The sequence below is a fragment of the Desulfuromonas sp. CSMB_57 genome (genome assembly GCF_020194955.2).
Classification (GTDB): Bacteria; Desulfobacterota; Desulfuromonadia; order Desulfuromonadales; family Syntrophotaleaceae; genus JAFCIY02.
Genome location: NZ_JAFCIY020000023.1, coordinates 60,144 through 85,144, shown reverse-complemented (window position 1 = coordinate 85,144; position 25,001 = coordinate 60,144). Strand labels below are relative to the sequence as shown.

General features: G+C 63.3%; 25 protein-coding genes. 2 read left to right on the top strand and 23 right to left on the bottom strand.

The features are described from left to right. Nucleotide 1: 1 nt before the first annotated feature. From murC to JQN68_RS06425, 12 genes are all read right to left on the bottom strand, one after another. Complete coding sequence (gene murC / locus JQN68_RS06480) at nucleotides 2-1,378, bottom strand: UDP-N-acetylmuramate--L-alanine ligase (protein WP_225071992.1); 1,377 nt, start codon at nucleotides 1,376-1,378, stop codon at nucleotides 2-4. Between the two features lie 45 nt (nucleotides 1,379-1,423). Beyond that, a complete protein-coding gene (gene murG / locus JQN68_RS06475) occupies nucleotides 1,424-2,503 on the bottom strand; it encodes an undecaprenyldiphospho-muramoylpentapeptide beta-N-acetylglucosaminyltransferase (RefSeq protein ID WP_225071991.1) in 1,080 nt (359 codons plus the stop codon). After that, a complete protein-coding gene (gene ftsW / locus JQN68_RS06470) occupies nucleotides 2,500-3,609 on the bottom strand; it encodes a putative lipid II flippase FtsW (RefSeq protein ID WP_225071990.1) in 1,110 nt (369 codons plus the stop codon). The genes murG and ftsW overlap by 4 nt, the downstream gene beginning before the upstream one ends. Continuing rightward, nucleotides 3,609-4,967 carry a UDP-N-acetylmuramoyl-L-alanine--D-glutamate ligase gene (gene murD, locus JQN68_RS06465; protein WP_225071989.1) on the bottom strand — a complete coding sequence of 453 codons (1,359 nt, stop codon included), beginning with the start codon at nucleotides 4,965-4,967 and terminating at the stop codon, nucleotides 3,609-3,611. Before murD ends, ftsW begins: the two co-directional genes overlap by 1 nt. Nucleotides 4,968-4,970: 3 nt before the next feature. Then, a complete protein-coding gene (mraY, locus tag JQN68_RS06460) occupies nucleotides 4,971-6,047 on the bottom strand; it encodes a phospho-N-acetylmuramoyl-pentapeptide-transferase (protein WP_225071988.1) in 1,077 nt (358 codons plus the stop codon). Nucleotides 6,048-6,057: 10 nt separating this feature from the next. After that, entirely contained in the window at nucleotides 6,058-7,449 is a 1,392-nt protein-coding gene (locus tag JQN68_RS06455; protein WP_249621067.1) for a UDP-N-acetylmuramoyl-tripeptide--D-alanyl-D-alanine ligase, read from the bottom strand. After that, nucleotides 7,446-8,957: a UDP-N-acetylmuramoyl-L-alanyl-D-glutamate--2,6-diaminopimelate ligase gene (locus JQN68_RS06450; protein ID WP_225071986.1), complete on the bottom strand. Its 1,512-nt coding sequence runs from the start codon at nucleotides 8,955-8,957 to the stop codon at nucleotides 7,446-7,448. The genes JQN68_RS06455 and JQN68_RS06450 overlap by 4 nt, the downstream gene beginning before the upstream one ends. A gap of 49 nt (nucleotides 8,958-9,006) precedes the next feature. Next, nucleotides 9,007-10,983, bottom strand: coding sequence for a PASTA domain-containing penicillin-binding protein (locus tag JQN68_RS06445; RefSeq protein ID WP_225071985.1), 1,977 nt, complete (start codon nucleotides 10,981-10,983; stop codon nucleotides 9,007-9,009). After that, on the bottom strand, nucleotides 10,980-11,297 hold the full coding sequence (gene ftsL / locus JQN68_RS06440) for a cell division protein FtsL (protein WP_225071984.1): 318 nt from the start codon (nucleotides 11,295-11,297) through the stop codon (nucleotides 10,980-10,982). Before ftsL ends, JQN68_RS06445 begins: the two co-directional genes overlap by 4 nt. Before the next feature lie 122 nt (nucleotides 11,298-11,419). Continuing rightward, nucleotides 11,420-12,364, bottom strand: coding sequence for a 16S rRNA (cytosine(1402)-N(4))-methyltransferase RsmH (rsmH, locus tag JQN68_RS06435; RefSeq protein ID WP_225071983.1), 945 nt, complete (start codon nucleotides 12,362-12,364; stop codon nucleotides 11,420-11,422). A gap of 3 nt (nucleotides 12,365-12,367) precedes the next feature. Continuing rightward, entirely contained in the window at nucleotides 12,368-12,820 is a 453-nt protein-coding gene (locus tag JQN68_RS06430) for a division/cell wall cluster transcriptional repressor MraZ (RefSeq protein ID WP_225071982.1), read from the bottom strand. 180 nt (nucleotides 12,821-13,000) lie between these two features. After that, the gene (locus tag JQN68_RS06425; RefSeq protein ID WP_225071981.1) at nucleotides 13,001-14,251 is read right to left on the bottom strand and encodes an HlyC/CorC family transporter; all 1,251 of its coding nucleotides are present in this window, start codon (nucleotides 14,249-14,251) and stop codon (nucleotides 13,001-13,003) included. Nucleotides 14,252-14,438: 187 nt separating this feature from the next. On the opposite strand from JQN68_RS06425, the gene ligA reads away from it, so the two are divergent. Next, entirely contained in the window at nucleotides 14,439-16,454 is a 2,016-nt protein-coding gene (ligA, locus tag JQN68_RS06420) for an NAD-dependent DNA ligase LigA (protein ID WP_225071980.1), read from the top strand. Beyond that, nucleotides 16,451-16,729, top strand: coding sequence for an acylphosphatase (locus tag JQN68_RS06415; RefSeq protein ID WP_225071979.1), 279 nt, complete (start codon nucleotides 16,451-16,453; stop codon nucleotides 16,727-16,729). The genes ligA and JQN68_RS06415 overlap by 4 nt, the downstream gene beginning before the upstream one ends. Before the next feature lie 14 nt (nucleotides 16,730-16,743). Here JQN68_RS06415 and rsmI read toward each other — a convergent pair whose 3' ends face one another. The 11 genes from rsmI to ffh all read right to left on the bottom strand — a co-directional run bounded on the left by rsmI (nucleotide 16,744) and on the right by ffh (nucleotide 24,987). Further along, nucleotides 16,744-17,601 carry a 16S rRNA (cytidine(1402)-2'-O)-methyltransferase gene (gene rsmI, locus JQN68_RS06410; RefSeq protein ID WP_249621066.1) on the bottom strand — a complete coding sequence of 286 codons (858 nt, stop codon included), beginning with the start codon at nucleotides 17,599-17,601 and terminating at the stop codon, nucleotides 16,744-16,746. Continuing rightward, nucleotides 17,591-19,552 carry an NAD(+) synthase gene (locus JQN68_RS06405; RefSeq protein ID WP_225071977.1) on the bottom strand — a complete coding sequence of 654 codons (1,962 nt, stop codon included), beginning with the start codon at nucleotides 19,550-19,552 and terminating at the stop codon, nucleotides 17,591-17,593. The genes rsmI and JQN68_RS06405 overlap by 11 nt, the downstream gene beginning before the upstream one ends. A gap of 80 nt (nucleotides 19,553-19,632) precedes the next feature. Then, nucleotides 19,633-20,007: a YraN family protein gene (locus JQN68_RS06400; protein WP_225071976.1), complete on the bottom strand. Its 375-nt coding sequence runs from the start codon at nucleotides 20,005-20,007 to the stop codon at nucleotides 19,633-19,635. After that, on the bottom strand, nucleotides 20,004-20,636 hold the full coding sequence (rnhB, locus tag JQN68_RS06395) for a ribonuclease HII (protein ID WP_283775412.1): 633 nt from the start codon (nucleotides 20,634-20,636) through the stop codon (nucleotides 20,004-20,006). Before rnhB ends, JQN68_RS06400 begins: the two co-directional genes overlap by 4 nt. Nucleotides 20,637-20,725: 89 nt before the next feature. After that, nucleotides 20,726-21,073, bottom strand: coding sequence for a 50S ribosomal protein L19 (rplS, locus tag JQN68_RS06390; protein ID WP_225071975.1), 348 nt, complete (start codon nucleotides 21,071-21,073; stop codon nucleotides 20,726-20,728). A 47-nt stretch (nucleotides 21,074-21,120) separates the two neighbouring features. Continuing rightward, nucleotides 21,121-21,666 carry an RNA methyltransferase gene (locus tag JQN68_RS06385; RefSeq protein WP_225071974.1) on the bottom strand — a complete coding sequence of 182 codons (546 nt, stop codon included), beginning with the start codon at nucleotides 21,664-21,666 and terminating at the stop codon, nucleotides 21,121-21,123. A gap of 11 nt (nucleotides 21,667-21,677) precedes the next feature. Next, nucleotides 21,678-22,421, bottom strand: coding sequence for a tRNA (guanosine(37)-N1)-methyltransferase TrmD (gene trmD, locus JQN68_RS06380; protein ID WP_225071973.1), 744 nt, complete (start codon nucleotides 22,419-22,421; stop codon nucleotides 21,678-21,680). Beyond that, nucleotides 22,421-22,948: a ribosome maturation factor RimM gene (rimM, locus tag JQN68_RS06375; protein WP_225071972.1), complete on the bottom strand. Its 528-nt coding sequence runs from the start codon at nucleotides 22,946-22,948 to the stop codon at nucleotides 22,421-22,423. The genes trmD and rimM overlap by 1 nt, the downstream gene beginning before the upstream one ends. Continuing rightward, nucleotides 22,948-23,181, bottom strand: coding sequence for a KH domain-containing protein (locus tag JQN68_RS06370; protein WP_225071971.1), 234 nt, complete (start codon nucleotides 23,179-23,181; stop codon nucleotides 22,948-22,950). Before JQN68_RS06370 ends, rimM begins: the two co-directional genes overlap by 1 nt. 62 nt (nucleotides 23,182-23,243) lie before the next feature. Further along, the gene (gene rpsP, locus JQN68_RS06365; protein WP_225071970.1) at nucleotides 23,244-23,504 is read right to left on the bottom strand and encodes a 30S ribosomal protein S16; all 261 of its coding nucleotides are present in this window, start codon (nucleotides 23,502-23,504) and stop codon (nucleotides 23,244-23,246) included. Between the two features lie 136 nt (nucleotides 23,505-23,640). Further along, a complete protein-coding gene (gene ffh / locus JQN68_RS06360; protein ID WP_225071969.1) occupies nucleotides 23,641-24,987 on the bottom strand; it encodes a signal recognition particle protein in 1,347 nt (448 codons plus the stop codon). Nucleotides 24,988-25,001: the final 14 nt, after the last annotated feature.

The window sequence follows — 25,001 nt, the reverse complement described above, 5'->3', positions numbered from 1 at the left end:
CTCAGTGCCTTTCCGTCAGACGGCGGACCAGGGCCTCCCCGACCTGCCAGACGTTGCCGGCGCCCAAGGTAATCACCAGATCGCCCTCGCGCACCGTCTCCAGGAGATGCTGGACCACGGCGTCGGCTTCGGCCAGATAATGCACGTCACGGTGACCATGCCCGGCGATGCCTTCCGCCAGGGCGCTGGAGGAAACGCCGGGAATCGGCTCTTCGCCGGCGGCATAAACATCCATGACCACCAGGTGATCGGCCTGATAGAAGGCGGTGACGAATTCATCGAACAGCGCCTGGGTGCGACTGTAGCGATGCGGCTGGAAAACCGCCACCACCCGACGATCCCAACCGCTGCGGGCCGCCGCCAGGGTCACGCGAATTTCCGCCGGATGATGCCCGTAGTCGTCGACCACCATGATGCCGCCGCCCTGGTATTTGGGCTGAAAGCGGCGTTGCACGCCGCAGAAGTCCTGAAAGGCCTCGGCAATCTCGGCAAAGGGAATCTGCAGTTCGCGGGCCACGGCGACGCAGGCCAGGGCATTGAGCACATTGTGCTGACCGGGCATGCGGATGGAGACCTGACCGAGCCGTTCGCCGTTATGGCATACGGTGAAGGTAGTGCGCTCCTCCCGGTAACTGATATCGATGGCGTTGAAGTCGGCCTGGGTACTCAGCCCGTAGGTGACGAACCGCTTCTTCACCTGGGGGATCAGGGACTGGACATTGGCATCATCGAGGCACAGCACCGCCAGGCCGAAAAAGGGCACCTTGTTGATGAAATCGACGAAGGTCTGCTTGATCTGCTCGAGGTCCTCATAGAAGTCGAGGTGATCGGCATCGACATTGGTGACCACGGCGATGGTCGGCGACAGTTTCAGGAAGGAACCGTCGGACTCGTCCGCCTCGGCCACCAGGAATTTGCCCTGGCCCAACTTGGCGTTGGAGCCGATGGAGTCGAGCCGACCGCCGATGACCACCGTCGGATCGATGCCGGCATGGGACAGCACCGTGGATACCATGCTGGTAGTGGTGGTTTTGCCATGGGTTCCGGCGACGGCGATGCCGTACTTCATGCGCATCAATTCCGCCAGCATCTCGGCACGGGGAATCACGGGGATCAGGCGCCGATGGGCTTCGATGACCTCGGGATTGCTGGCGCGCACCGCCGTGGAGGTGACCACCACATCGACGTCCACCAGGTTTTCCGGAGCGTGCCCGTAATAGATGACGCCGCCCAACTCACCCAAACGGCGGGTGATATCGGTCTCCCGCAGATCCGAGCCGCTGACCCGGTAACCCAGGTTGAGCAGGACCTCGGCGATGCCGCTCATGCCGATACCGCCGATCCCTACGAAATGAATGGTTCTGATTTTCCCGTACATAGCTTGATTTCGCCTGCTTTCCCCAACAATGTGAATTTTCCGTAGTTACGAACGCCGGGCCGCAATGTCCCGGCAAATTTCCAAAATGGTGTCGACCGCGCCTCGGCGTGCCAGGCTGCCGGCGGCGCCGGCCATGCTCAGCAGACGCCGGCGGTCCTGCAACAGATCCCCTATCAGCCGGGCCAGATGCTCGCCCGACAATTGCCCCTGCGGCAGCAGCAGGGCCGCGCCCTTGCGCGCCAGGGCCCGGGCGTTGGCGCTCTGATGGTCGCCGGCCGCGTGAGGATAGGGGATCAGGATCGCGGGTCGCCCGCAGGCGGTCAGTTCAGCAATGGTGGTGGCGCCGGCCCGACAGACCACCAGATGCGCCCGTCCATAGACGGCGGCCATGTCATGAATGAAGGGAACCACGCCGTCCGCCGGCCAACCCGCCGCCACATAGCCCTGCCGAACCCGTTCCACATCGCCGGCGCCGGTCTGATGAATAATGGTCAGGTGGTCGCGCAGACCGGCCAGGTGCGGCAGCGCCGCCAGCAGGCCGTCGTTGATGGCCCGCGCTCCAAGACTGCCGCCGAACACCAGCAATGTCGGCGGGCCGTCGCTGATGGGAGGACACTCCTCCATACCGGGCCGCAGAGGATTTCCCGTGACCAGGGTCGGAGCACTGACAAAGGCCCGCTCCGCCTCCGCCAGGGACAGGCAGACCCGCTTCGCCCAGCGGCCCAGCAGACGATTGGTCAAGCCCGGCCACGCATTCTGCTCATGAATCACATAGGGTATTTTGCGCCACAGGGCCGCCACCAGCACCGGCGCCGACGCGTAGCCGCCGACGCCGACCACCACATCCGGCCGGAACCGGTCCAGGATTCGTCGCGCCTGCAGCACGCTGCGCCACAACTGGGGCAGCATGGCCAGTTTGCCCATCAGGTTGCGATTTACGAAACCCTGCACCTCGATGCATTCCAGGGGCAACCCGAGGTCGGGCAGCACCCGGGCCTCGATGCCCCGCGCCGTACCGACGAACTGCACGGCCGCCTTGGACTCCTCGGCCAGCAGACGCTGGGCCAAAGCCACGGCCGGAAACAGATGACCGCCGGTGCCGCCACCGGCCAACAGCAGCCTCATGTTCGACCCTCCTCAATTTGGCTGGAGATATTCAGCAAAATACCCACCGTCGCCAGGGAGGTGACCAGACTGGTACCGCCGTAGGAAAGGAAGGGCAGCGCCAACCCCTTGGTGGGCAGCAGGCCCATGACCACGCCCATGTTGGCGAAGGCTTGCAGGCCGAGCAGCAGGGTCAGACCAAAGGCCAGCAGCCGTCCGAACTCGTCCGGCGCCAGCAAGGCCACCCGGAATCCGCGCCAGATCAGGATCAGGAACAGGCTGCTGACCATGAGCACGCCGATAAACCCGGCCTCCTCCCCAAGGACGGAAAAGATGAAGTCGGTGTGGGCTTCGGGTAAAAAAAACAGTTTCTGTTGGCTGCCGCCGAGACCCTGGCCGCTCAAACCCCCGTTGCCGAAGGCGATCATGCTTTGGATGATCTGGAATCCCTCGTCCGTCGGATATTTCCAGGGATCGAGAAATGCCATAATCCGGCGGCGGCGATAGTCCACGCCCAATAACGCGTGATGCAAAAAAGGCAGGGCCAGAATACCGATGGACAACAGGTGGCTGAGGCGGCTGCCGGCGGCCAGCAGCATGATCATGGCCACGCCGCCCATGGTCAGGGCGCTGCCGAGATCGGGCTGCATCAACAGCAGCAGCAGCAGCAGGGCCAGCACCACCATATAGGGCAGGACCCCCAGCTTGAAACTCTTCAGCTTGTCCTGTTTGCGGGCCAGGGAATGGGCCAGGTAAAGCACCAGTCCGACCTTGGCGGCTTCGGACGGCTGAAAGGTCAGACCGCCGATGCGAATCCACCGGGCCGCGCCGCCGGCGGTGTTGCCGATACCCGGCACCAAAACCCCCAGCAGCAGCAGGGTGGACGCCAGCATACCCAGCACCGCCCAAGGACGAAGCTTGTGATAGTCGAGGCGCATCAGGCCGATCATCGTCAGCAGCCCCACCGCCGCATAAATGCCCTGACGCTTGAGAAAATAGAAGCCGTCCTGATAACGCGCCGCAGCCATGATACTTGAGGATGAATAGACCATCAGCACCCCGAAAGCGGTCAACACCGCCGTCAGGGACAACAAGCGATAATCGTAGCTGCCGCTGCCCGTCGCCATCAGTGCGCCGCCTCCTCGGGCAGTTCACCCACCGCCCGCATGAAAACCTCGCCGCGCTCCGCATAACTGCGAAACATGTCGAAGCTGGAGCAACCCGGAGACAGCAGCACCGCGCCGCCGGGCTCCGTCAATCGATAGGCCAACTGCACCGCGTCCTCCAGGGAACCGGCCCGGACCGTATGCGTCAGGGTTCCAAGGGCTTGTTCGATGCGGTCCGCGGCTTCGCCGATAAGGATCAAATGGGCCACTTTGGACGCCACCGGCTCGACCAGCGGCGCATAGTCGCCGCCCTTGTCCCGGCCCCCGGCAATAAGGGTTACGGATCCGGGCAGGCCGGCCAGGCTTTTGACCACGCTGCCGACGTTGGTGCCCTTGGAATCGTTGAACCAGTCGACACCCTGCAGTTGCCGAACCAGCACCATGCGATGGTCGAGGCCGGCAAAGGCGCAGACCGCCCGCCAGGCCGTATCCGCCGGGCACCCTTCCAGCAGGGGCGGAATCAGCGCCGCCATGACGTTTTCAATATTATGCAACCCTTTGAGGCGCAGTTCTTGGACGGCAAACCGCGTTTCCCGGCCGGCCCAGCGCCAGATCAGATGGCGGCCGTCAAAGCCCATGCCTGCCTCGACGGGACCGCGGCTGGAAAAGCCGATGCGGAGACAGGGCAGATTGGCGGTCAACTGCCGCACCAGAGGATCTTCCAGGTTGATGACCGCCACGTCCGTGGCCGTCATGTTCTCGAACAGACGCAGCTTGGCCGCCAGATAGCCGGCCATATCCGGATAGCGGTCCAGATGATCCTCGGTGAGGTTGAGGAGCAGTCCGTAGCGGGGTCGGAAGCGATCGATGGCTTCCAACTGGAAGGAGGAGATTTCCGCCACTATCCAGTCCCAGTCGTCGCACCGGGTCGCCTCAATCAGGGGAGTGCCGAGATTGCCGCCGACGAAGGCCCGCTTGCCCCAGGCGCCGAACACCTCGCCCAACAGGGTGGTGGTGGTCGATTTGCCGTTGGTGCCGGTGATGGCGACCATGGGCGCCTGCAGTTCGCGGGCGGCGATTTCGACTTCGCCCAGCACCGGTACGCCGCTGCTCATGGCGGCGGCCAATTCCGGCATGTCCAGGGCAACGCCGGGGCTGATGGCAATGAGATCGGCGGCGGCCAGCAGGGTCGCATCATGGCCGGGACAATCCAGGTCCACACCGCGGGCGACCAGTTCCGCCGCGGCGGGTACTTGCGCCGCCGGCCGGCGATCGGACAGCGCCACCCTGGCGCCCCGCGCCAGAAAAAAGTCGGTCAGCGCCAGGCCGGTCTTGCCGGCGCCGATGATGACAATCCGTTGCCCGGTATAGACGGACATGGGTTACCTCAATTTGAGGGTGGACAGAGCCACCAGAGCCAGAATGATGCTGATAATCCAGAACCGGACGATGATCTTGGGTTCCGGCCAGCCCTTCAGTTCGAAATGATGATGAATGGGCGCCATGCGAAATATCCGCCGGCCCCAGAGCCGGAAAGAGGTGACCTGAAATACCACCGAAAGAGCCTCGACCACGAAGATGCCGCCGACGATGACCAGCACGATCTCCTGCTTGGTGATGACCGCAATGGTGCCCAGGGCCCCGCCCAGGGACAGGCTGCCGACATCGCCCATGAAAACCTGAGCCGGATAGGTGTTGAACCATAAAAAACCCAGTCCCGCTCCGACCATGGCGCCGCACAGCACCGCCAGTTCGCCGGCCCCCTGCACGGTACTGATTTGCAGGTAATCCGCCAGTCGCACGTTACCCGCCACATAGGCAAACAGCAGGTAGGTGCCTGAGGCGATGATGGTGGGGCCGATGGCGAGGCCATCAAGACCGTCCGTCAGGTTGACGGCGTTGCTGGCGCCGACGATGACCAGCAACGCAAAGGGGATGTAGAACAAACCGAGATCCGGTTCCAGTCCCTTGAAGAAGGGAAAGGCCAGGGTCGTTTTAAAGGGCGGATACAGATACAGGATCGTGGCCGCCACGGCCGCAATGAGCATCAGCCACCACATTTTCTCGCGGGCGCTGAGGCCATCGCTGCTGCGCCGCCGGACCTTGCGGTAATCATCGACGAACCCCACCACCCCAAAGCCGACCGTCACCAGCAGGGTGACCCAGATATAGATGTTGGTCAGATCGGTCCACAGCAGGGTCGGCAACACCACCGCCAGCAGGATGAGGGTGCCGCCCATGGTCGGGGTTCCCTCCTTGACGAAATGGGACTGCGGCCCGTCCTTGCGGATGCTCTGGCCGATCTGCAGGTTGGACAATTTTTCGATCAGCCACGGCCCCAGGATAAAGGAGATCAGCAGCGCGGTAATGGTCGCGTAAATCGCCCGGAAGGTGATGTAGCGAAAAATCTGCAGCGCCGAAAACTGGGTGTGCAGAGGATAGAGAAGATGGTACAGCATCCGGTAACTCCTAATGCCCGGTAGAATTGGCCGCCCCGTCGTTCCGGAGCAGGTGACAGATTTTTTCCATGGTCATGCCCCGCGAGCCCTTGACCAGCACCCGGTCGCCGGGGTGCAGCCACTGCTGCAGCAGATCGGCCGCCGCTTCGTGGGACTCGACCACCTGCACGGCATCCGCGGCCAACCCTCCGGCACGGGCACCCGCTGCCACGGAGGGAGCCAGGGTGCCAAGCAGGATCAACCGATCCACGATCGCCGCCGCGGCCTCGCCGACCTGCCGATGCAGATCCTCGGCGGCGGCCCCCAACTCCAGCATATCGCCCAGCACCGCCAGACGCCGCCCGGTACCGGGCAGGTCCGCCAACGAGGCAAGCGCCGCGCGCATGGCCATGGGATTGGCGTTGTAATAATCCTCCAGCAACAGGATATCGCCGGGCAACCGGGTCACAGTCATTCTGCCGGGGCTGGAGCGGAACTGTTCCAGACCGCGCACAATGGCCTCGCCATCGACTTTCAACACGTGTGCCGCGGCGGCCGCCGCCAAGGCGTTGTACACGTTATGCAGCCCCGGCACCGCCAAACGGACCGGCCAACGGCCCGTCGGCAGGATCAGGTCGAACCGCACCCCGCAATCATCGACACGGATTTCTTTCGCCCGCACCCGCGCTTCGCCAGTCAGTCCGAACAGCAGCCGCTGGACACCGTTGGCCACCGGTAGCTGCCGGGCCTGCGGATCATCGGTATTGACGATGGCGGTGCCCCCCGCCGGCAGTGCGGCATAGAGTTCCCCCTTGGCCCGCGCCACCCCTTCAATGCTGCCGAGTTGTTCCAGATGCGCCGGGCCGACATTGGTGACGATGCCCACATCGGGACGGGCGATCTCCGTCAGTCGGGCGATCTCGTTGCGGGCGCTCATGCCCATTTCCAGCACCGCCCAGCGGTGTTCCGGTTGCAATCGGAACAGGGTCAGGGGCAGGCCGATCAGATTGTTGAAATTGCCCTCGGTCTTGAGCCCGGAACCGGTCAGGGACAGCACCGCGGCCAGCATTTCCTTGGTAGTGGTCTTGCCGGAAGACCCGGTCACCGCCACCACCGGACCGTCGAAATCCTGACGCAACGCGGCAGCCAGATCCCCCAACGCCTGCATGGTATTGCCCACCCGCACCACCGGCACGGCCAGCCCGGCGATAACCTCCTCGCTCAGACAGGCCGCCGCCCCACCCCGCACCGCTTGGCCGATATGGTCATGGCCATCGTAGTTGGGTCCGCGCAGGGGCACGAACAGATCACCCGGCCGGATGGTGCGGCTGTCCGTGGAAACCCCGGTAATGACTACCGAGGCCCGTTCCGGAGTGAGGCTGCCGCCGAGGATGGCGGCGATACTGGCCAGATCGAGTTTCATGCCGCCCCCGCCGCGCCGCTTAACGCCCGGCGCAATTCTTCCCGATCATCAAAATGCAGGCGCTGCGAACCGACAATCTGGTAGTCCTCATGGCCCTTGCCCGCCACCAACAGGATATCGCCGGTCTCCAGGAGGGAGACGGCGAACTCGATGGCTTCGCGACGATCGGCGATGGCCACATAGCCCCGCCCCACCGCGCGCTCCGCTTCGCTCCGCGTCCAAAGATGTTCATGCACCTGGCGCAAACCGGCCTCCACTTCCGCCATGATGGCCAGGGGTTCTTCGCTGCGCGGGTTGTCCGAGGTCAGCACCGCCACATCGGCCAGGCGCCCGGCTACCGCCCCCATGACCGGGCGTTTGCTGCGATCCCGATCGCCGCCGCAACCGAATACGCAAACCAGGCGACGAGGTTGCAGCTGTCGCAGGGTCGATAGAACATTTTCCAGAGCGTCTCCGGTGTGGGCATAATCCACCAGCACCAGGGCGCCGCGCTGATTGGGAATGCGCTCCAACCGGCCCGGCACCTGGCGGGCCTCGGCCAAACCGGCGGCGATGACCTGTGGATCGATACCCAGGGCCAGGCCGGCCCCCGCGGCGCACAGCAAGTTGTGCAGGTTGTACTCGCCGATGAGCGGCGAGCGCAGGTCCAGTGGTCCCGCAGGCGTGCTCAGATCCGCTTCGATGCCTTGCAGGGAAATGGCATGGCGCTCCGCCCGCACCGCCGCCTGCGGGCCGGTGCCGCAACCCAGCACCTCCGGCAGGCATTGGGCCAGACGTTCACCCCAGGGATCGTCGAGGTTGACCACCGCCCGCCGGGCGCTGTGATCCCCCAGGCCGCTGAACAGCCGCAATTTGGCCTGGAAATAGGCCTCCATGTCGGCATGGTAATCCAGGTGCTCCGGGGTCAGGTTGGTGAACACGCCGACATCGAACCAGACACCGTCGGCCCGATGCTGTTCCAGGGCATGGGACGATACCTCCAACACCAAACTGTCCGCACCGAGATCCCGGAATTCGGCGATGGTCCGCATGAGATCCACCGATTCCGGGGTGGTGTGGCGCGAGGGCAGTTCCCGGCCTGCGAACCGGTAGCTGACCGTGCCCAGGATGGCCGGATGCCGACCGGCGGCAACCAACAGCGCCTCCAGCAGATAGGTGATGGTGGTCTTGCCGTTGGTACCGGTTACCCCGACCACAATCATGTCCCGGGTCGGATCACCATAAAAAGCCGCGGCCGCCAAAGCCATGGCACGACGCGCGTTCTCGACCACCAGGCCGATGACCCCGGCCGGCAGCGACCGTTCGCGCTCCATGACGATGACGCGGGCCCCACGATTCAGAGCTGCATCGATGAAATCGTGACCGTCGGCGCTGGCACCGGGCAGGGCGAAGAACACCCCACCGGGTACGACTTGACGCGAGTCGTAAAACAGCCCGCTGATGGGGGCGTCGCTGCAGGCGCTCTCAAGACGGGGACAGATAATCCGGCAAAGGCTGGAAGTCTTCATGGAGGCGACGATTTTCTTTCTCCCTTGCAAAAAAGTCAAAGGGAATTTTTCAGCTCGGCGGCATCATCCGGACCCAGATTTCATCCCCGAACTGAATGGGGCGGCCCGGCAGCGGTGACTGCTCGACAACTCGCCCGGAACCTTTCACGCGGATGTTCAGCCCCAACCGCTCCATGGCCTGCAACACCTGACGCGTGCTCATGCCGGAGAAGTCGGGCATCAGCGGCTTGCCCTCCTCATTCTGCGTCAACGACGCGGAGGTTTCCACCACCGTAATCGGCCCGGCGGGCGCGACGTCGGGCATCGGCGGCAGGACCGGAGACGGGGTAGCCTGGCTTGGCGCCACGCCCAAATAACGCAGGGACTGGGAGGCGATGCGCGAAAACACCGGGGCCGCCACCAGGCCCCCATAGACGACTTTGTGCGGCTCATCGATCACCACCAGAATCACCAGGCGAGGATTCTCGACCGGCACGAAACCAACGAAGGAGGCGATGCGTTTGTCCGCCGAATAACCGCCCGTCACCGGATCCACTTTCTGTGCGGTGCCGGTCTTGCCGGCAACCGAAAAACCGGGCACCGCCGCCAGGGTGCCGGTACCGCCGGTGCCGGTCACATCCCGCATCATGTCACGAATCTGATTGGCCACGGTTTCGGAAATGACTCGTCGAACCACCCGGGGGCGGCGTTCCTCAACCACCTGTCCATGGTCATTCACCACCTTGCGCACCAGGTCGGCGTGCACCAACTTGCCGCCGTTGGCCAATACACAAGTTGCCAGCGCCAATTGCAGGGGTGTTACGGTCATGCCCTGGCCGAAGGAGATGACCGCCAGGTCGCTTTCGAACCAGCGCGCCGGATTGCGCAACCGGCCGGTGACTTCGCCCGGGAAATCGATGCCGGTCTGCTGGCCGAACCCGAAGGACTGCAGGGCATCGTACAGACGTTGGCGCTCCAGCATCTTGCCGATCTTGGCCACACCGATATTGGAACTGACCTTTACCACCTCGGCCACCGTCAGGTCGCCGTGGGGATGATGATCGTGAATGGTGATGCCCCCCACCCGATACCGGCCGTTTTCACAGAAGATGTTCTGGTTGGCCGAAACCAGCCCGGCATTCATGGCCGCCGCCACCACGAAGGGCTTGAGGGTGGAGCCGGGTTCGAATTCATCGCACACGGTACGATTGCGCCGATGGCCGGCGGGAAACCGGCCGAAGGCGTTGGGGTTGTAGGTCGGGCGACTGGCCATGGCCAGTATCTCCCCGGTGCGTGGATCCAGCACCAGGGCACTGCCGGCGGGAGCCCCGGCCTTTTCCAGTCCGGCGGCCAGTTCCTTCTCGGCGATGTATTGCAGGTTCTTGTCCAGGGTCAGATACAGGCTGTGGCCGTCACTGCCCCCCTTTACCACGATGTGACTGGTTCCCAGACCCTGGCCGCGGGCATCCCGGGCGGTGACCAGGAAACCCTCATGACCGAGCAGAATGTTGTTGTACCGGTGTTCCAACCCTTCCAGGCCGCGGGGATCGAGGCCGGTAAACCCAAGCACATGGGCCGCCAGTTCGGCATTGGGATAGAACCGTTGGTGCTCTTTGGTGAAGCCGATGCCCGGCAGCTTCAGCTCGCGCACCTGCTCGCTTTCCCGCGGCTGCAATTGCCGTTTGATCCAGACAAAGCGACGCTTGCCGACCAGGCTTTTTTTCAGGCTGGCCGGCGACAACTTCAATTCCTTCGCCAGGCTGCGGACGGTGGCCTCGGCGTCGGTGATGCGCCAGGGTTCGGCATACAGAGAATCGACCGCGATGCTGCGCGCCAACTCTTCCCCGTTGCGGTCATAAATGGCCCCCCGCCGGGGCGTAAGGGGCACCACGCGCTGATATTGACGACGCGCGCGGGCTACGGTCTGCTCGCGATCCAGCACCTGCAGCCAGAAACCACGGCCGACCACGGCCAGAAAAAATATCGCAAAAAAGGCACGGACCAGCAGTACCCGGATGCGGAAGGACTTTTCCGGCGTCCACTTCATCGGACAATGACAACCTGGCTTGCCACCGGGGCGCGAAGCTGCAACTCGGTGACGGCTACCCGTTCGATACGGCTCAGACTCTTCAGGCTCGCCACTTCGACCCGCAAGCAGCTTTCCTCCCGCTGCAGTTCCCGTAACCGGGTCTCATGGCGGGAAATGTCGTAATTGAGCTGGATGAGAGCGCTGCGCGACCAGACATGGAAGATCCCCGCCAAGGTCAGCATGGCCAGAAACAGGAAAAACTGCCGGAGGGATGGCTGCCGGAAGGAAATTCCGGCCAGGCCGGGGATGGGTCGCAAAATGCTGTGAGCCATGGCGCCTCCAATTCAACAGGAACTTCAATAGCAAAACCGTCAGCGCAAGCAGGCTTTCGGCCTGTGGAGCTGCCGGGCGGGCGATGGCGGGGCGAGCCCTCCATCGAAGCCCTCAACCCGGGTCAAAAACGACGCACCGCCCGCAACACCGCGCTGCGGGCGCGCGGGTTGTCGGCGACTTCCGCCTCGCCGGCGCGCACGCCCTTGCGGGTCAGCAACTCGATGCGCGGCTGCCGTCCACAGCTGCATATCGGCAGGGACGGCGGGCAGGTGCACGGATGCGCCTCCCGGCGAAAGGTCTGCTTAACGATGCGGTCCTCCAGGGAGTGGAAGCTGATCACCGCCAGTCGGCCGCCGCTGCGCAACAGATCCAGCCCCTGCTGTAACCCGTGGCGCAAACTATCCAGTTCATCATTGACGAAAATCCGCAAGGCCTGAAACACCCGGGTCGCCGGATGTATGCGGGCCGGCACATGTCCGCCGGGGACAGCGCCGCGCACCAGTTCAGCCAGTTCCAAAGTCGTTTTCAGGGGCTGCCGGGCCCGTACCTGGACGATGCGCCGGGCAATGCGCCGGGCAAAGCGTTCCTCGCCGTATTCGCGGAAAATTCTGGCCAATTCGTCCTCCGGCAGGGTGTTGACCGCGGTTTCGGCCGTCATGTCCGCTTCCGGGTCCATGCGCATGTCCAGGGGCGCTTCCGTCTGGAAACTGAAACCGCGCCGTCCGGTATCGAGTTGGTGGGAGGAAACCCCCAGATCCAGCAACATGCCATCGACCCCCTGCCAGCCCAGTTCGGCGACAAAACGGGCGGCCTCGGAAAAATTGCCCTGCCGCAGTATCACCCGGTCTCCGAAGGTCGCCAATCGCCGCCCTGCCGCCTGCAGCGCTTCGGGATCGCGGTCCAGGCCGAGCAGTTGCCCGTTCGGCCCGATGGCCTCAAGAATCAGTCCGGCATGACCGCCGCCGCCCAGGGTGCCGTCGACAAAGCGTTCGCCCGGCTGCGGCTGAAGCAGCGCCAGCACTTCCCGGGGCAGTACCGAAAGGTGATGAAAATCCCCCGGCGTCATGGCCTAGAACCCCAAGTCATAAAGCACCTGCGGATCGGCTTTGAGGCGTGCTTCGGCTTGGCGGCGCATGTCGGCATGCCGGGTCCATTCCCAAAGCATGATTTTGTTGAAAGAACCGACCACCACGATGTCCCGCCCCTCGCCGTCGAGTCCCGCATAGCTGCGCTGGGCCTTACTGAGCTGGATACGGCCCTGCTTGTCGAACAGACATTCCTGGGCCGGAGAAATGAGGGTCAGGTTGATATCTTCCTTGACGGGACCGGGTCGCATGGCATTGACCTGAGCCACGATCTTGTCCCATTCGGGGACGGGATAAGCCACCAGGCCGCCATCCTTCTGGGTCACGACCAAGCGCTCTTCACCGTAGGCGGCCACCAAAACATCGCGCAACCGGGCCGGAATGCTGGCACGGCCTTTGACGTCGATGGCGTTGTGGAACTCCCCCTGAAATATCATCCGCAGTCCTTTTGGGACAATTACCCACTTTTTTACACTTAGCTCGAACTATAATTGCACCCCTGACCCGTGTCAAGGAGCTTTTGCAAATTTTTTAAGGGCTTACGGCAACAATAAAAAAAGCCCTCGCAGGGAGGGCCGAAATGGGCGGGCAGCGTCAGGAGGCCTGGAGACAGCAGCTCAGGAAGGAATTTCCTTGCGACGTATTTCAACCTGTTCGATGCGGCGGTCGAGCATCCGGCGCACGATGAAGACCATCCCGTCCGCCTCGCAACGCTCGCCTTCTTCAGGAATCGTTCCCAGGGAGTGAAGCACAAATCCGGCCAGGGTGTTGGCGTGCTCCTCGGCCAGGTTGAAACCGAAGTGCTGGTTCAGTTCCCGCAGGGGAACACTGCCATCCACCAGATAGCGGCCATGGCCCAGATCGCGAAAGGGAGCGGTCTCGGCATCGTATTCATCGTGGATTTCACCGATGATTTCTTCCACCACGTCCTCCAGGGTGACAATGCCCTCCACCCCGCCGTACTCGTCCACCACCATGGCCAGATGCACGCGGCGGTTCTGAAACGCCTGCAGCAGGGTATTGACCGGCTTGGCTTCGGGGACGAAAAAGGGCGGCCGCAACAGTTCCGGCAGGGCAAACGCCTCGGGCCGGTCGGCATAGCGCAGAATATCCTTGGAATGGATGACCCCGATGACATTGTCCAGACTTTCCCGGTAGACGGGAAAACGCGAATGGTTGGACTGCTGGGCGGTGAGCAGGGCATCGGCAAAGGTGGCCGAAGCCTCGATGCCGACCACTTCGGTACGTGGAATCATGACATCCCGCACCCGGATTTCCGACAACTCGAAGATGCCGTGCAGCATGCGGCGTTTTTCTGTTTCCACCACCCCGGTCTGCTCGCCGACGGTGATCATGGCCCGGATCTCCTCCTCGGAAATGACCGGACGCGGTTCGCTGCGGATGAAATAGGTCAGCAGGCGCGACAGGCCCGTCACCAGCCAGACCACCGGCCGCAGCAACACCATGGCACCCCGGATGGGGCGCAGTACGAAAAAGGAAATTCGCTCGGGATGCCGGGCCGCCAGGGTCTTGGGGCAGACTTCCGAAAGAATCAGCAACACGGGGGTCAGGATGAGAATGGTCATCAACTCCCCGCGCGCGCCGAACCTTCGAACAAAAAAGGTGGTGGCGAATACCGAGGCGGCGATGTTGACCAGGTTGTTGCCGACCAGGATGGTTCCCAGCAAATCGTCGGGGCGCCGCAGAACGGCCTCCAACCGCCGGGCGCCGCGTCGCTGCTGGTGCACCAGGTACTGTACCCGCACTCGATCCATGGACAGCAAGGCGGTCTCCGAACCGGAAAAAAACGCCGAGGCGAACAACAAAACCGTTAGAGCGCCCAGCTCGAGCCAGGTCCCCTCATCCATCAGAGCCTCCAACATATTGAAAACCGGAAAAATATCGGCCAGAATTGTATCCTACCGGGGGGCGGATTACAATTGCCATGGCATGGCGGTTTGAAAACTGGCGCCGGATTGTGATACTTTCAGCTGCCCGCACGGCGCCGGCCGTGGTGAACCGGCAAGCATCCCATTATCCACACCGAGGTTAACCATGAACACGGAACAGGCGGCGCGCCGCCATCAGCAACTGAGCGCCGAATTGCATCGACACGGTCGTTTGTACCACAGCTTCGACCGCCCGGAAATCAGCGATGCGGATTACGACCGCCTGTTTCGGGAATTGCTGGAACTGGAACAGGCCTTCCCGCAACTGGCCACTGCCGATTCCCCTTCGCAGCGGGTGGGGGCGCCGCCCCTGGAAAAATTCCCTTCGGTCCGGCACGGCCTGCCCATGCTGTCCCTGGAAAACGCTGCCAATGACGAGGAAATCGGCGAATTCGAGGCCCGCATCCAACGTTTTCTGGGCCAATCGGATGCCCTGGAATACGTCTGTGAACCGAAGCTGGACGGCGTGGCGGTGGAACTGGTCTACCAGGCCGGCCGACTGACCGTCGGTTCCACCCGCGGCGACGGTCAGACCGGGGAACAGATCACCGAAAACCTGCGCACCATCGCCGCCATCCCGCTGCTGCTGCAGGAACCCTGTCCGGAACTGCTGGAAGTGCGCGGCGAGGTCTACATGGATCTGGCCGCCTTCCAGGCCCTCAACCGGGAGCGCGAGGAGGAGGGCCTTCCCGTTTTCGCCAATCCCCGCAACGCCGCCGCCGGCAGCCTGCGCCAGCTCGATTCGACGATCACCGCCCGCCGGCCGTTGCAGTTCTTTGCCTATGGCATCGGCCGCATTTCGACCCCGTTGCCCGACAGCCACCGGCAACTCCTCGAACAGTTGCGCCAGTGGGGTCTGCGGGTCAACCTCGAGGAAACCCGGCTTGCCGCCAACCTTTCGGAACTATTGGCAAATTTTCATGATCTACAACTGCGCCGGGACCAGCTGCCCTACGAAATCGACGGCATGGTGGTCAAGGTCAACAGCCTGGCCCTGCAGAGCGAGTTGGGCACCAAAACCCGCACTCCGCGCTGGGCCGTGGCCTGCAAATTTCCGCCGCGGCAGGCCACCACCCGGGTCGAGGACATCGTCCTGCAGGTCGGCCGTACCGGCGCCATCACCCCGGTCGCCCAACTGCGCCCCGTCGAGGTCAGCGGCGTCACCGTGTCCCGTGCCAGCCTGCACAATTGGGATGAGATCGCCCGCCTCGACGTCCGCATCGGCGACACCGTGGTGGTAGAGCGGGCCGGCGATGTCATTCCCGATGTGGTGCGGGTGCTGAAAGACCAGCGCAGCGGCCAGGAACGCATGGTTCCCCTGCCGGAAACCTGTCCGGCCTGCGGCGGTCCGGTGGTGAAACTGGACGGCGAGGTGGTGCCGCGCTGTCAGGAACTGTCCTGTCCCGCCCGGCTGCGCGAATCCCTGAAACATTTCGTCGCCCGGCGTGCCATGGATATCGACGGCCTCGGCGAGCGAACCCTGGAGGTATTGCTGGAGAAGGGCCTAATCCGCAGTGTCGCCGATCTGTACTCCCTGCGCCGCGAGGATCTGCTGGCCTGCCCCCGCCAGGGGGAAAAATCCGTCGACAAACTGCTGAAAGCCATTGCCGGCAGCAAAAGCCGGCCTCTGAACCGCCTGTTGTTCGCCCTCGGCATCCGCCATGTCGGCGAGCACCTGGCCAAGGTACTGGCGGATCAATTCGGCTCCCTGGAGGCCCTGGCGGCAGCCGACCGCGACGCCTTGCTGGCCATCCATGAAGTCGGCCCGCAAGTCGCGGACAGCGTCCTGGACTTCTTTCGCAAGGCTCGCAACCGTACCATTCTGGATGAACTCCAGCAGTCCGGGGTCATCCCGCAATCGGCCGTTTCCCGGAACACCGGCCCCTGGTCCGGCCGCTCCTTCGTTTTCACCGGCAGCCTGGAGCGCCTGACCCGCGGCCAGGCGCAGGAACTGGTGGAAAAATTCGGCGGCCGGGCAGCAGGCTCGGTCAGCAAAAAAACCGACTACGTGATTGCCGGCGCGGATGCGGGCAGTAAACTGGACAAGGCCCGCCAATTGAACCTGCCCATTCTCAGCGAGGAGGATTTTCTGCGGATGGTCACCGAACAGGAGCAATCATGAACGCCATGCGTGCGACGGTCCGGGTGCAGGGCCGGGTCCAGGGGGTGGGCTTTCGCTACTTCGTGCGCTGCACGGCCCGGGCCCTGCACCTGACCGGCTGGGTGCGCAACCTGAACAATGGGGATGTGGAGGCGGTCCTGGAGGGGCCGGCGGCGGATGTCGAACAGGCCATCGAAGCGCTGCGCCAAGGCCCGCCCCAGGGCCGGGTCGAACGCCTGCTGGTGGAACGGACGCCCTGCCGAAACGAATTCATCAACTTCGAAATCCGCCTCTGACGACAGGAATGCCTTCAGCCTTCAGTCTCCTTCAACTGCAGGCTGCGGCGATATACCTCGCTGCCCGGCAGGTTGAACTGGCGGGCCACCTCCTTGACGATGGCCCGCATGGGCAAATCCGTGTCCCGCCGCCAGCGGTGCAGCGCCTCCTCCACCGTCTCCTCGGGGGCCGTGTCGGCCGCCGGTCCGATGAGCAGCACGATCTCGCCCTTGACCCGCTCGGTCTGGCTGAAATGAGCCAGAGCCGCCGCCGCGGACCCCCGGAACAGTTCTTCGTGAACCTTGGTCAACTCTCTGGCCACGGCCAGCTCCCGCTGTGGCCCCAACTCCACCACCACATCACCGAGGGCGGCGGCAAGGCGGTGCGGCGCCTCATAAAATACGGTGGTCCGGGGCTCCCCTTGCAGAGCCCGCAGCGCCTTGCGACGGGCCGCGCTTTTGGCCGGCAGAAAACCTTCGAAGGCAAACCGCTCGCTCGGCAATCCGGCCACGGACAGGGCGGCGATGACCGCCGAAGGTCCGGGCACCGCCGCCACCGGCAAACCCGCATCGCGGCAGCGCCGCACCAGCAGGTAGCCCGGGTCGGAAATAGCCGGTGTGCCGGCATCCGTAATCAGGGCCACGGACCGACCTTCGGCCAGGATCTGCAGCAGACGCTCGCCCTTTTCCTGTTCGTTATGGGCGAAATAGGAGGTCAGAGGGGTGCGGATCCCATAATGGTTGCACAATTTGCGGCTGTAGCGGGTATCCTCGGCTGCAATCAAGTCGACCTCCTGCAAGATGCGCAGAGCGCGGAAGGTCAGGTCCTCCAGGTTGCCGATGGGGGTGGCCACCAGATACAGGGTACCGGGCCGATGCTCCTCAGCCTTCACTGAGCGCCTCTTGCAACTGCGTCAGGTCCTGCAGCCAGAGGGCGGCGCAGGCATCGCTGGGCATGCGCCAGTCGCCGCGCGGGGAAAGCACCACGCTGCCAACCTTGGGCCCGTCCGGCAGGCAGGAACGTTTGAACTGCTGGGAAAAAAAGCGGCGATAGAAGATCTGCAGCCAAGACAGGAGCTCGCCGTTGGTAAACTGGTCGGCGAAGGCCTGCCGGGCCAGGAAAAAGATTTTCGACGGGCGATACTGCAAACGCACTGCATGGTAGAGAAAGAAGTCATGCAGCAGGTAGGGCCCGATTTTGTCCTCGGTACGCTGCTTGATTTCACCGTTTTCATGGGGCGGCAGCAGTTCCGGCGATACGGGCGTGTCGCAGACATCGTGCAGAATGGACGAAATTTCACCGGCGAACTCGGCTTCCGCGCACCAGGAAACGAGATAGCGGACCAGGGTTTTGGGAACACCGGTATTGACCCCATACATGGACATGTGGTCGCCGTTGTAGGTGCACCAGCCCAAGGCGAGTTCCGACAGGTCGCCGGTCCCGACCAGCAGGCCGCCGGTCTGGTTGGCGATGTTCATGAGAATCTGGGTCCGCTCCCGGGCCTGGGCATTTTCATAGGTAATGTCATGCACCCTTTCGTCATGGCCGATATCGGCGAAATGCTGCCGAACCGCCTGGTCGATGGGGATGATGCGCAGCCGGCAGCCCAACAGTTCGGCCAGGCGTTCGGCATTGCCCCGGGTGCGGTCGGTGGTGCCGAAGCCGGGCATGGTGATGGCTTCGATGCCATCCCGCGCCAATCCCAGCTTGTCGAAGGCCTTGACCATGACCAGCAACGCCAGGGTGGAGTCCAGCCCGCCGGAAATACCGATGACGGCGCGGGCAGCCCCGGTGTGCTGCAGACGCTTGGCCAGCCCGGTGGTCTGAATATCGAATATCTCCCGGCAGCGCCGGGCTCGTTCCTCTTCCCGGGGCGGCACGAAGGGCGTTGCCGGAACCGGCCGCTGCACCACGCTGCAGGTACCGTCCGCCAGGGGAAAGTCGATAATCCGGAACCCGTCCGCTTCCGGGGATGACCCGCCGAAGCTGTTGTTCTTGAGCCGTTCGTTGATCAGGCGATCGATGTCGACATCGGCGGTAATCCATTGGGTATCAAAGCGGAAGCGCTCCGACTCCGCCAGCACCGTTCCGTTTTCCGCGATCAGGGAATGGCCGGAGAACACCAGGTCGGTGCTGGATTCCCCCGGACCGGCCGACGCATACAGGTAGGCAGCCAGACAACGCGCCGATTGGGCTTCCACCAGGGCCCGCCGGTATTCCTTCTTGCCGAGGAGTTCGGGACTGGCCGACAGGTTCAGCAGGACCGTCGCCCCGGCCACCGCCATGCGGCCGCTGGGCGGACTGGCCACCCAGACATCCTCGCAGATTTCCAGGCCCACCAGACACTGGGGCAGACCCTCGGCACGAAACAGCAGATCGGTGCCGAAGGGGATGGCTTCACCGTCCCATTGGAGAGTGTCGCTGGTACGATCCCTCGCCGATGAGAACCAGCGCTCCTCGTAAAATTCCTGGCTGTTGGGCAGATAGGTTTTCGGCACAATGCCAAGCACACGCCCCCCGGACAGGAAAACGGCGCAGTTGAACAGCCGCCCACCCTGCAAAATGGGGGCGCCGATGACCATGGTCACCCGGTGTTCGGCGGTAAATGCCGCCAGTTCCATCACCGCCTGGCGCGCTGCCTCGATGAGCACCGGCTGAAAAAACAGATCGCCACAGGTATAGGCCGTCAGGCACAGTTCGGGAAAAAGAAAGAAACGGCACCCATCGGCGTCGTGGACCGCCCGCCGAATCTGTTCCGTATTGAATGCTACATCGGCGACGCGATGAGCCGGAGCCACCACGGCGACCCGAAAGTAACCGTAAGAAGATAGATGAATTTCCATGCTCCACCCTTCCCCCCGGGGCCGGACAGCCGGTTCGGACCGGCCGCTCAACCGGGTCTGCAGACAAGATAAATCCGTTGCTACACGGCGCCATCCAGGCCAAAGGCGGCGGGCAGATGCTCGATCCTGGCCCCGTCCGCCGCGGGCATGACGGCAATCACGTCGAACCGCAGCGATTCCGACGGGTTTCCGGCCCGGGCCAGAAACCACTGCGCGGCGCGCACAATCTGCCGCTGCTTGCGCGCCCCGACAGCTTCCTGGGGGGCGCCGAAAGCGGCAGTGCGCCGGGTTTTCACTTCGATGAACACCAGGGTCCGGCCGTCCCGGGCGACGATATCCAGTTCGCCCACCGGGGTCCGCACATTGCGCTCCAGAATCTTCCAGCGGCGTGCACACAGAAATCGCACCGCCTGCTCCTCGCCCCAGCGGCCGAGGCTCTGGCGCTGAATCGTCACAGGTATTCCCGAACGCCGCGAAAGGTGCGACGGTGCAGTGGACAGGGGCCCAACCGGGCGATGGCTTCGCGATGCGCTGCGCTGCCGTAACCCTTATGACCGGCAAAGCCGTAGCCGGGAAACCGGTTTTCCATGATCAGCATGTAGCGATCACGGACGACCTTGGCCAGCACGGATGCCGCCGCCACCGAAAGGGAACGGCTGTCACCCCGCTTCAAGGTCTGTTGGGCAACCGTGCCGGGCAGCGGCGTAATGCCGTCGATGAGCAGAAAGTCGGCGGGGACGGCGAGGCGGTTGACGGCCCGCCGCATGGCCTGCAACGTGGCTTGCAGGATATTGATCCGATCGACGGTCGCGGCATCCGCCAGCCCGACGCCCCAGGCGACGGCTTGACGGCAGATGCAGGGAAACAGCCGCTCCCGCGCGGCGGCGGTCAATTGCTTGGAATCCGTCAGGCCAGGCAACTCGAACACCGCAGGAAGAATGACCGCAGCCGCCACCACCGGACCGGCCAAAGGCCCGCGGCCGGCCTCGTCGACGCCGGCCACCGCCCGGTAGCCCTGTGCCGCAGCCCGCTGCTCAAAATACAGCGGTGATTCTTCCGCCAGGGAAAACAGCTCCAAATTCAAGATGTTGCAGCTCCCATGGCCACCTCCGGCGGCCCTGAAAAACAAAACCCCGACAGAAACCTGCCGGGGTCGGTATGCCAAAGGCTGGATCAGACCGTGCGTTTTTCGCGAATCCGGGCGGCCTTGCCCTGCAGTTTCCGCAGGTAGTACAGTTTGGCGCGCCGGACCCGGCCCACCATCACCACCTCAACCTTCTCGATGTTGGGCGAATGCAGGGGGAAAACGCGCTCCACGCCCATGCCGTCGGAAATCTTGCGCACGGTGAAGGTCGAGCCGACCCCGCCGTTGTGGCGTTTGATGCAGACACCCTGGAAAACCTGAATGCGCTGTTTGTCGCCTTCGACGATCTTGACGTGTACGCGCAGGGTATCGCCGGCCTTGAATACCGGGATATTCTTGCGCATCTGTTCCATTTCCAAACGGTCGATGATATTCATATCTTCCTCCTCGCAACGAGTCTTGTTTTTAACAAAGACAAAAACGGTTATCCACTTTGTCCACCCAACCGATCCAGCATGATGGCGGCGGCGGCACGTACCGGTAAATGATTGTAGGACCCTGCACCGCGAATCGGCGTCAGCACCGGCCATCCATTCTGAAACAGTTCCGGCGCCAATCCCCAGCCGGTTCCCAGCACCAGCAGCAGGGGCTGTTGTGCCAGCATCCGGGCACAATCCCGAAAGGTCAACCGACCATCGCGCGCCGCCGCGGTCAGCACCGGCAGGGGCTCGGCACCGCAAAGGCGTTGCCAGTCATCCAGGGCGGCGGCCAGGCTCGGCACCCCGGCCACCAGGGACAGGGCTTCCTTCCGATCCGGGTTGTAGCCTGCCCCATGACCGTCGCGCCAATGACCGAGGATTCGGTCCAACAGCTGCAACTGCTCGGCCAGCGGCGTCACCACGTAGAAACGACCCACCCCGTAAGTGCGCGCCGTGCGCGCGATATCGTGTACGTCCAGATTGGTCAGCGCCGAAGTGACCACATCCCCGCGTCGATCCAGAACCGGATGGTGCACCAGCGCTACTGCCAACCGATGGAGCTTCATTCCGGGTCGGCGGCCAGTTCGCGCCGCAGTTCTTCGAGCATGACCCGATCGCGGGCATCCAGCTCCGCCTGCTCCAGCAGGTCGGGTCGACGCTGCAGGGTTCGGCGTAACTGCTCGCGGCGCCGCCAGGCCGAAATCGCGGCATGATTGCCGGACAGCAGCACTTCGGGGACCCGCATGCCCATGAACTCCGCCGGCCGGGTATACTGTGGATACTCCAGCAGACCGTCGGCATGGGAATCGCTCAGCGAGCTGTCGCGATTGCCCAGCACGCCGGGCAGCAGTCGGGCAATGGCGTCGATCATGGCCATGGCCGCGAGTTCGCCCCCGGTAAGAACGAAATCGCCCAGGGACAATTCCTCATCGACCAAAGCACGGACGCGCTCATCGACGCCTTCGTAGCGGCCGCAGACGAAAATCAACCCTTCTTCGGCGGCCAGGTCAAGGGCAACGGCCTGCCGGAAGGGCTTTCCCTGCGGGGTCATGAGCAGAACCTTCGAGGTCGGATGCCCCGATTTAAGATCAGCCAGGGCTCGTGCCACCGGTTCGGGCTTGAGCACCATGCCCTCGCCGCCGCCGTAGGGCGTATCGTCGGTCACCTTATGGCGACCTTCGGCCCAATCACGCAGATTGTGTACGCCAATCCGAATCAAACCCCGGTCTACTGCCTTGCCAAGAATGCTGTCGGCGAAGGGCGATGCAAACAAGCCCGGGAAGAGGGTCAGAACATCGAAAATCATCAGCCTTCCTGTACCAGACCCTCGGGCAAATCGAACAGTACCCGCCCCTGCTCGAAGTCGACCTCGACCAGGAACTGGCTCACCGCCGGAATCAACACTTCGCCGAAACGGCCGCGCACCACATATACCGGATGCGCTGCGGTGACGAAGATATCCTCCAACCGGCCGAGATCGCCCTTTTGCCGATCCCAGGCCGCCAAGCCCTGCAACTGGAACCAGAAATAGCGACCGGCCGCCGGCTGCGGCATCATCTCCGGCGCCACCAGCACCGAGGCGCCCACCAGGGTGGCCGCCGCTTCGACCGTATCCAGACCCTCCAGGCTCACCACCAAACCGCCCCGCTGCCAACTGGCACCGCGCAACCGAAAGATTTCAGGTTCTTCGCCCGCCTGCTGAATCAGCACCTGGCGCACATCCGCCAGCGCTGAAAAATCGGGCGTGGTCCCCTGCACTTTCAGGGCACCGCGCAAACCGTGGGTCGCGACAACCTTGCCCAAGGCCACCAAGGCCTTGCCGGTGGTCGCCATCACTCCATGATTTGCAGGGACGCCCGCCGGGCCTCCCTGGTGGCTTTGGCATTCAGGAGGGTTCGCATCGCCTTGGCGGTGCGCCCCTGCTTGCCGATGATCCGGCCCATGTCTTCCAAGGAGGCAGCCAGCTTGAGCAGCACGCTGCCGTCCTCGGCGACTTCCTCGGAAACGGACACCGCATCAGGTCTTTCTACCAGGGATTTGGCGATGAATTCGATTAACTCCTTCATGGTCGTCGGTCCTTTGGAGAAAAAGCGGTCCCGCCCCGGTCACCGGCGGTCTAACAGGCCTTTCAGGCCTGCTTGAACTTGGCCCAGACGCCCTGATCCCGCAGCAGACGACGCACGGTATCGGTTGGCTGGGCTCCCTTCTGCAGCCAGTCGAGGGTACGTTCTTCGCTCAGGTTGACCATCGGCGGTTCCTGCCGGGGATCATACTGTCCAAGCTTCTCGATGAAACGACCGTCGCGGGGGAAGCGCTCGTCCGCTACCACAACCTGGTAGAAGGGTTTTTTCTTTGCGCCGCCGCGTGCCAGTCTGATTTTTACCGCCATGTGCTGTTCCTCCTGGAGCTTTCTTAACGGATTTTCCGTTTTCGATTGGGTATTTTAGGTATTTTAACGTGCTATTGCCACAAAAAAGTGCAACCGGACCCAGGCCACCTGCGCCATCGTACCGGGCCGCACCACTTCAGAAAGGCCGTCCTCCGCCAAGCAGTCCCTTGAGACCGCGCGGACCCATCTTCTGCATTTGCTTCATCATCTTCTGGGCTTCGGTGAAGCGTTTGATGAGCAGGTTGACATCCTGAACCGTCGTCCCGCTGCCGCGGGCGATGCGCAACCGCCGCGACCCGTTGAGGATGCGCTGATCGCGCCGCTCGGCCGGGGTCATGGAGTTGATGATCGCCTCGATCTTCTTCAGTTCCTTGTCGGGCACCTGGAGCTCGCCGGCCTGCTTGATGGCTTTGCCGACCCCGGGGATCAGCTTCAACAGCGAATCCATGGAACCCATTTGCTTGATGGCCTGCAATTGATCGCGAAAGGTTTCCAGAGTGAAACCTTCCTGTCGCAGGCGCTTCTCCATGGCCTGGGCCTGCTCCCGATCAATGGCCGCCTCGGCTTTTTCAATGAGCGACAGAACATCGCCCATGCCGAGAATGCGCTGGGCCATGCGATCCGGATGGAAAACCTCCAGGGGCTCGATCTTCTCACCGAGACCGACCAGCTTGATGGGCTTGCCGGTCACGGCGCGGATGGACAATGCCGCCCCACCCCGGGCATCACCGTCCAGCTTGGTGAGAATCACCCCGGTGATATCGAGCTGTTCGTCGAAACTCTGCGCCACATTGACGGCGTCCTGACCGGTCATGGCATCGGCCACCAGCAGGATTTCCCGTGGCGCCAGGGCCGCCTTGATGCGCACCAACTCGCCCATCAACGCCTCATCGACATGCAACCGGCCGGCGGTGTCGAGAATCAGGGTGTCGTAGCCGTTGAGTTCCGCATAGCGTCGGGCGTCCTGGCAGATCTGGACCGGATCGACATCGGGCTGCGAATCGAAAACGGCAACACCCAACTGGCGACCCAGGGTCTTCAACTGCTCGATGGCAGCCGGTCGGTAGATATCGGCCGGCACCAGCAGAGGATTGCGTTTCTGGCGCCGCAAGCCGAGGGCCAGCTTGGCGCAGGAGGTGGTCTTGCCCGCACCCTGCAGGCCACAGAGCATGACCGGCACCGGCGGGCGGGCGGCAAGCTGCAGGGAATTGTCCATCCCCTCGCCCATCAGGCGGCCCAACTCTTCGCGCACCACCTTGATGACCTGCTGGGCGGGATTGAGGCTTTTCAGCACCTCCTGCCCCACGGCCCGGTCGCGCACTGCCGTGACAAAATCCTTCACGACCCGGAAATGAACGTCGGCCTCGAGCAGCACCAGGCGGACTTCCCGCAGACTCTGCTGAATATTTTCCTCGGTAAGTCGCCCCTGACCGCGCAGCTTCTTGAATACCGAGTCGAGTTTTTCCGTCAGATTATCGAACATATACCGGTTCCGGA

Coding starts and splice junctions, on each gene's coding strand:
- rplS (WP_225071975.1), bottom strand. CDS start 21,073: ATGAATATCATCGACCGTTTGGAAATGGAACAGATGCGCAAGAATATC.
- murG (WP_225071991.1), bottom strand. CDS start 2,503: ATGAGGCTGCTGTTGGCCGGTGGCGGCACCGGCGGTCATCTGTTTCCG.
- JQN68_RS06455 (WP_249621067.1), bottom strand. CDS start 7,449: ATGAAACTCGATCTGGCCAGTATCGCCGCCATCCTCGGCGGCAGCCTC.
- ftsL (WP_225071984.1), bottom strand. CDS start 11,297: ATGGCTCACAGCATTTTGCGACCCATCCCCGGCCTGGCCGGAATTTCC.
- JQN68_RS06445 (WP_225071985.1), bottom strand. CDS start 10,983: ATGAAGTGGACGCCGGAAAAGTCCTTCCGCATCCGGGTACTGCTGGTC.
- ffh (WP_225071969.1), bottom strand. CDS start 24,987: ATGTTCGATAATCTGACGGAAAAACTCGACTCGGTATTCAAGAAGCTG.
- JQN68_RS06370 (WP_225071971.1), bottom strand. CDS start 23,181: ATGAAGGAGTTAATCGAATTCATCGCCAAATCCCTGGTAGAAAGACCT.
- murC (WP_225071992.1), bottom strand. CDS start 1,378: ATGTACGGGAAAATCAGAACCATTCATTTCGTAGGGATCGGCGGTATC.
- rimM (WP_225071972.1), bottom strand. CDS start 22,948: ATGGCGACCACCGGCAAGGCCTTGGTGGCCTTGGGCAAGGTTGTCGCG.
- ftsW (WP_225071990.1), bottom strand. CDS start 3,609: ATGGCGACGGGCAGCGGCAGCTACGATTATCGCTTGTTGTCCCTGACG.
- ligA (WP_225071980.1), top strand. CDS start 14,439: ATGAACACGGAACAGGCGGCGCGCCGCCATCAGCAACTGAGCGCCGAA.
- rpsP (WP_225071970.1), bottom strand. CDS start 23,504: ATGGCGGTAAAAATCAGACTGGCACGCGGCGGCGCAAAGAAAAAACCC.
- JQN68_RS06425 (WP_225071981.1), bottom strand. CDS start 14,251: ATGGATGAGGGGACCTGGCTCGAGCTGGGCGCTCTAACGGTTTTGTTG.
- mraY (WP_225071988.1), bottom strand. CDS start 6,047: ATGCTGTACCATCTTCTCTATCCTCTGCACACCCAGTTTTCGGCGCTG.
- murD (WP_225071989.1), bottom strand. CDS start 4,967: ATGTCCGTCTATACCGGGCAACGGATTGTCATCATCGGCGCCGGCAAG.
- rsmH (WP_225071983.1), bottom strand. CDS start 12,364: ATGACGCCGGGGGATTTTCATCACCTTTCGGTACTGCCCCGGGAAGTG.
- JQN68_RS06415 (WP_225071979.1), top strand. CDS start 16,451: ATGAACGCCATGCGTGCGACGGTCCGGGTGCAGGGCCGGGTCCAGGGG.
- JQN68_RS06430 (WP_225071982.1), bottom strand. CDS start 12,820: ATGATATTTCAGGGGGAGTTCCACAACGCCATCGACGTCAAAGGCCGT.
- trmD (WP_225071973.1), bottom strand. CDS start 22,421: ATGATTTTCGATGTTCTGACCCTCTTCCCGGGCTTGTTTGCATCGCCC.
- JQN68_RS06450 (WP_225071986.1), bottom strand. CDS start 8,957: ATGAAGACTTCCAGCCTTTGCCGGATTATCTGTCCCCGTCTTGAGAGC.
- JQN68_RS06405 (WP_225071977.1), bottom strand. CDS start 19,552: ATGGAAATTCATCTATCTTCTTACGGTTACTTTCGGGTCGCCGTGGTG.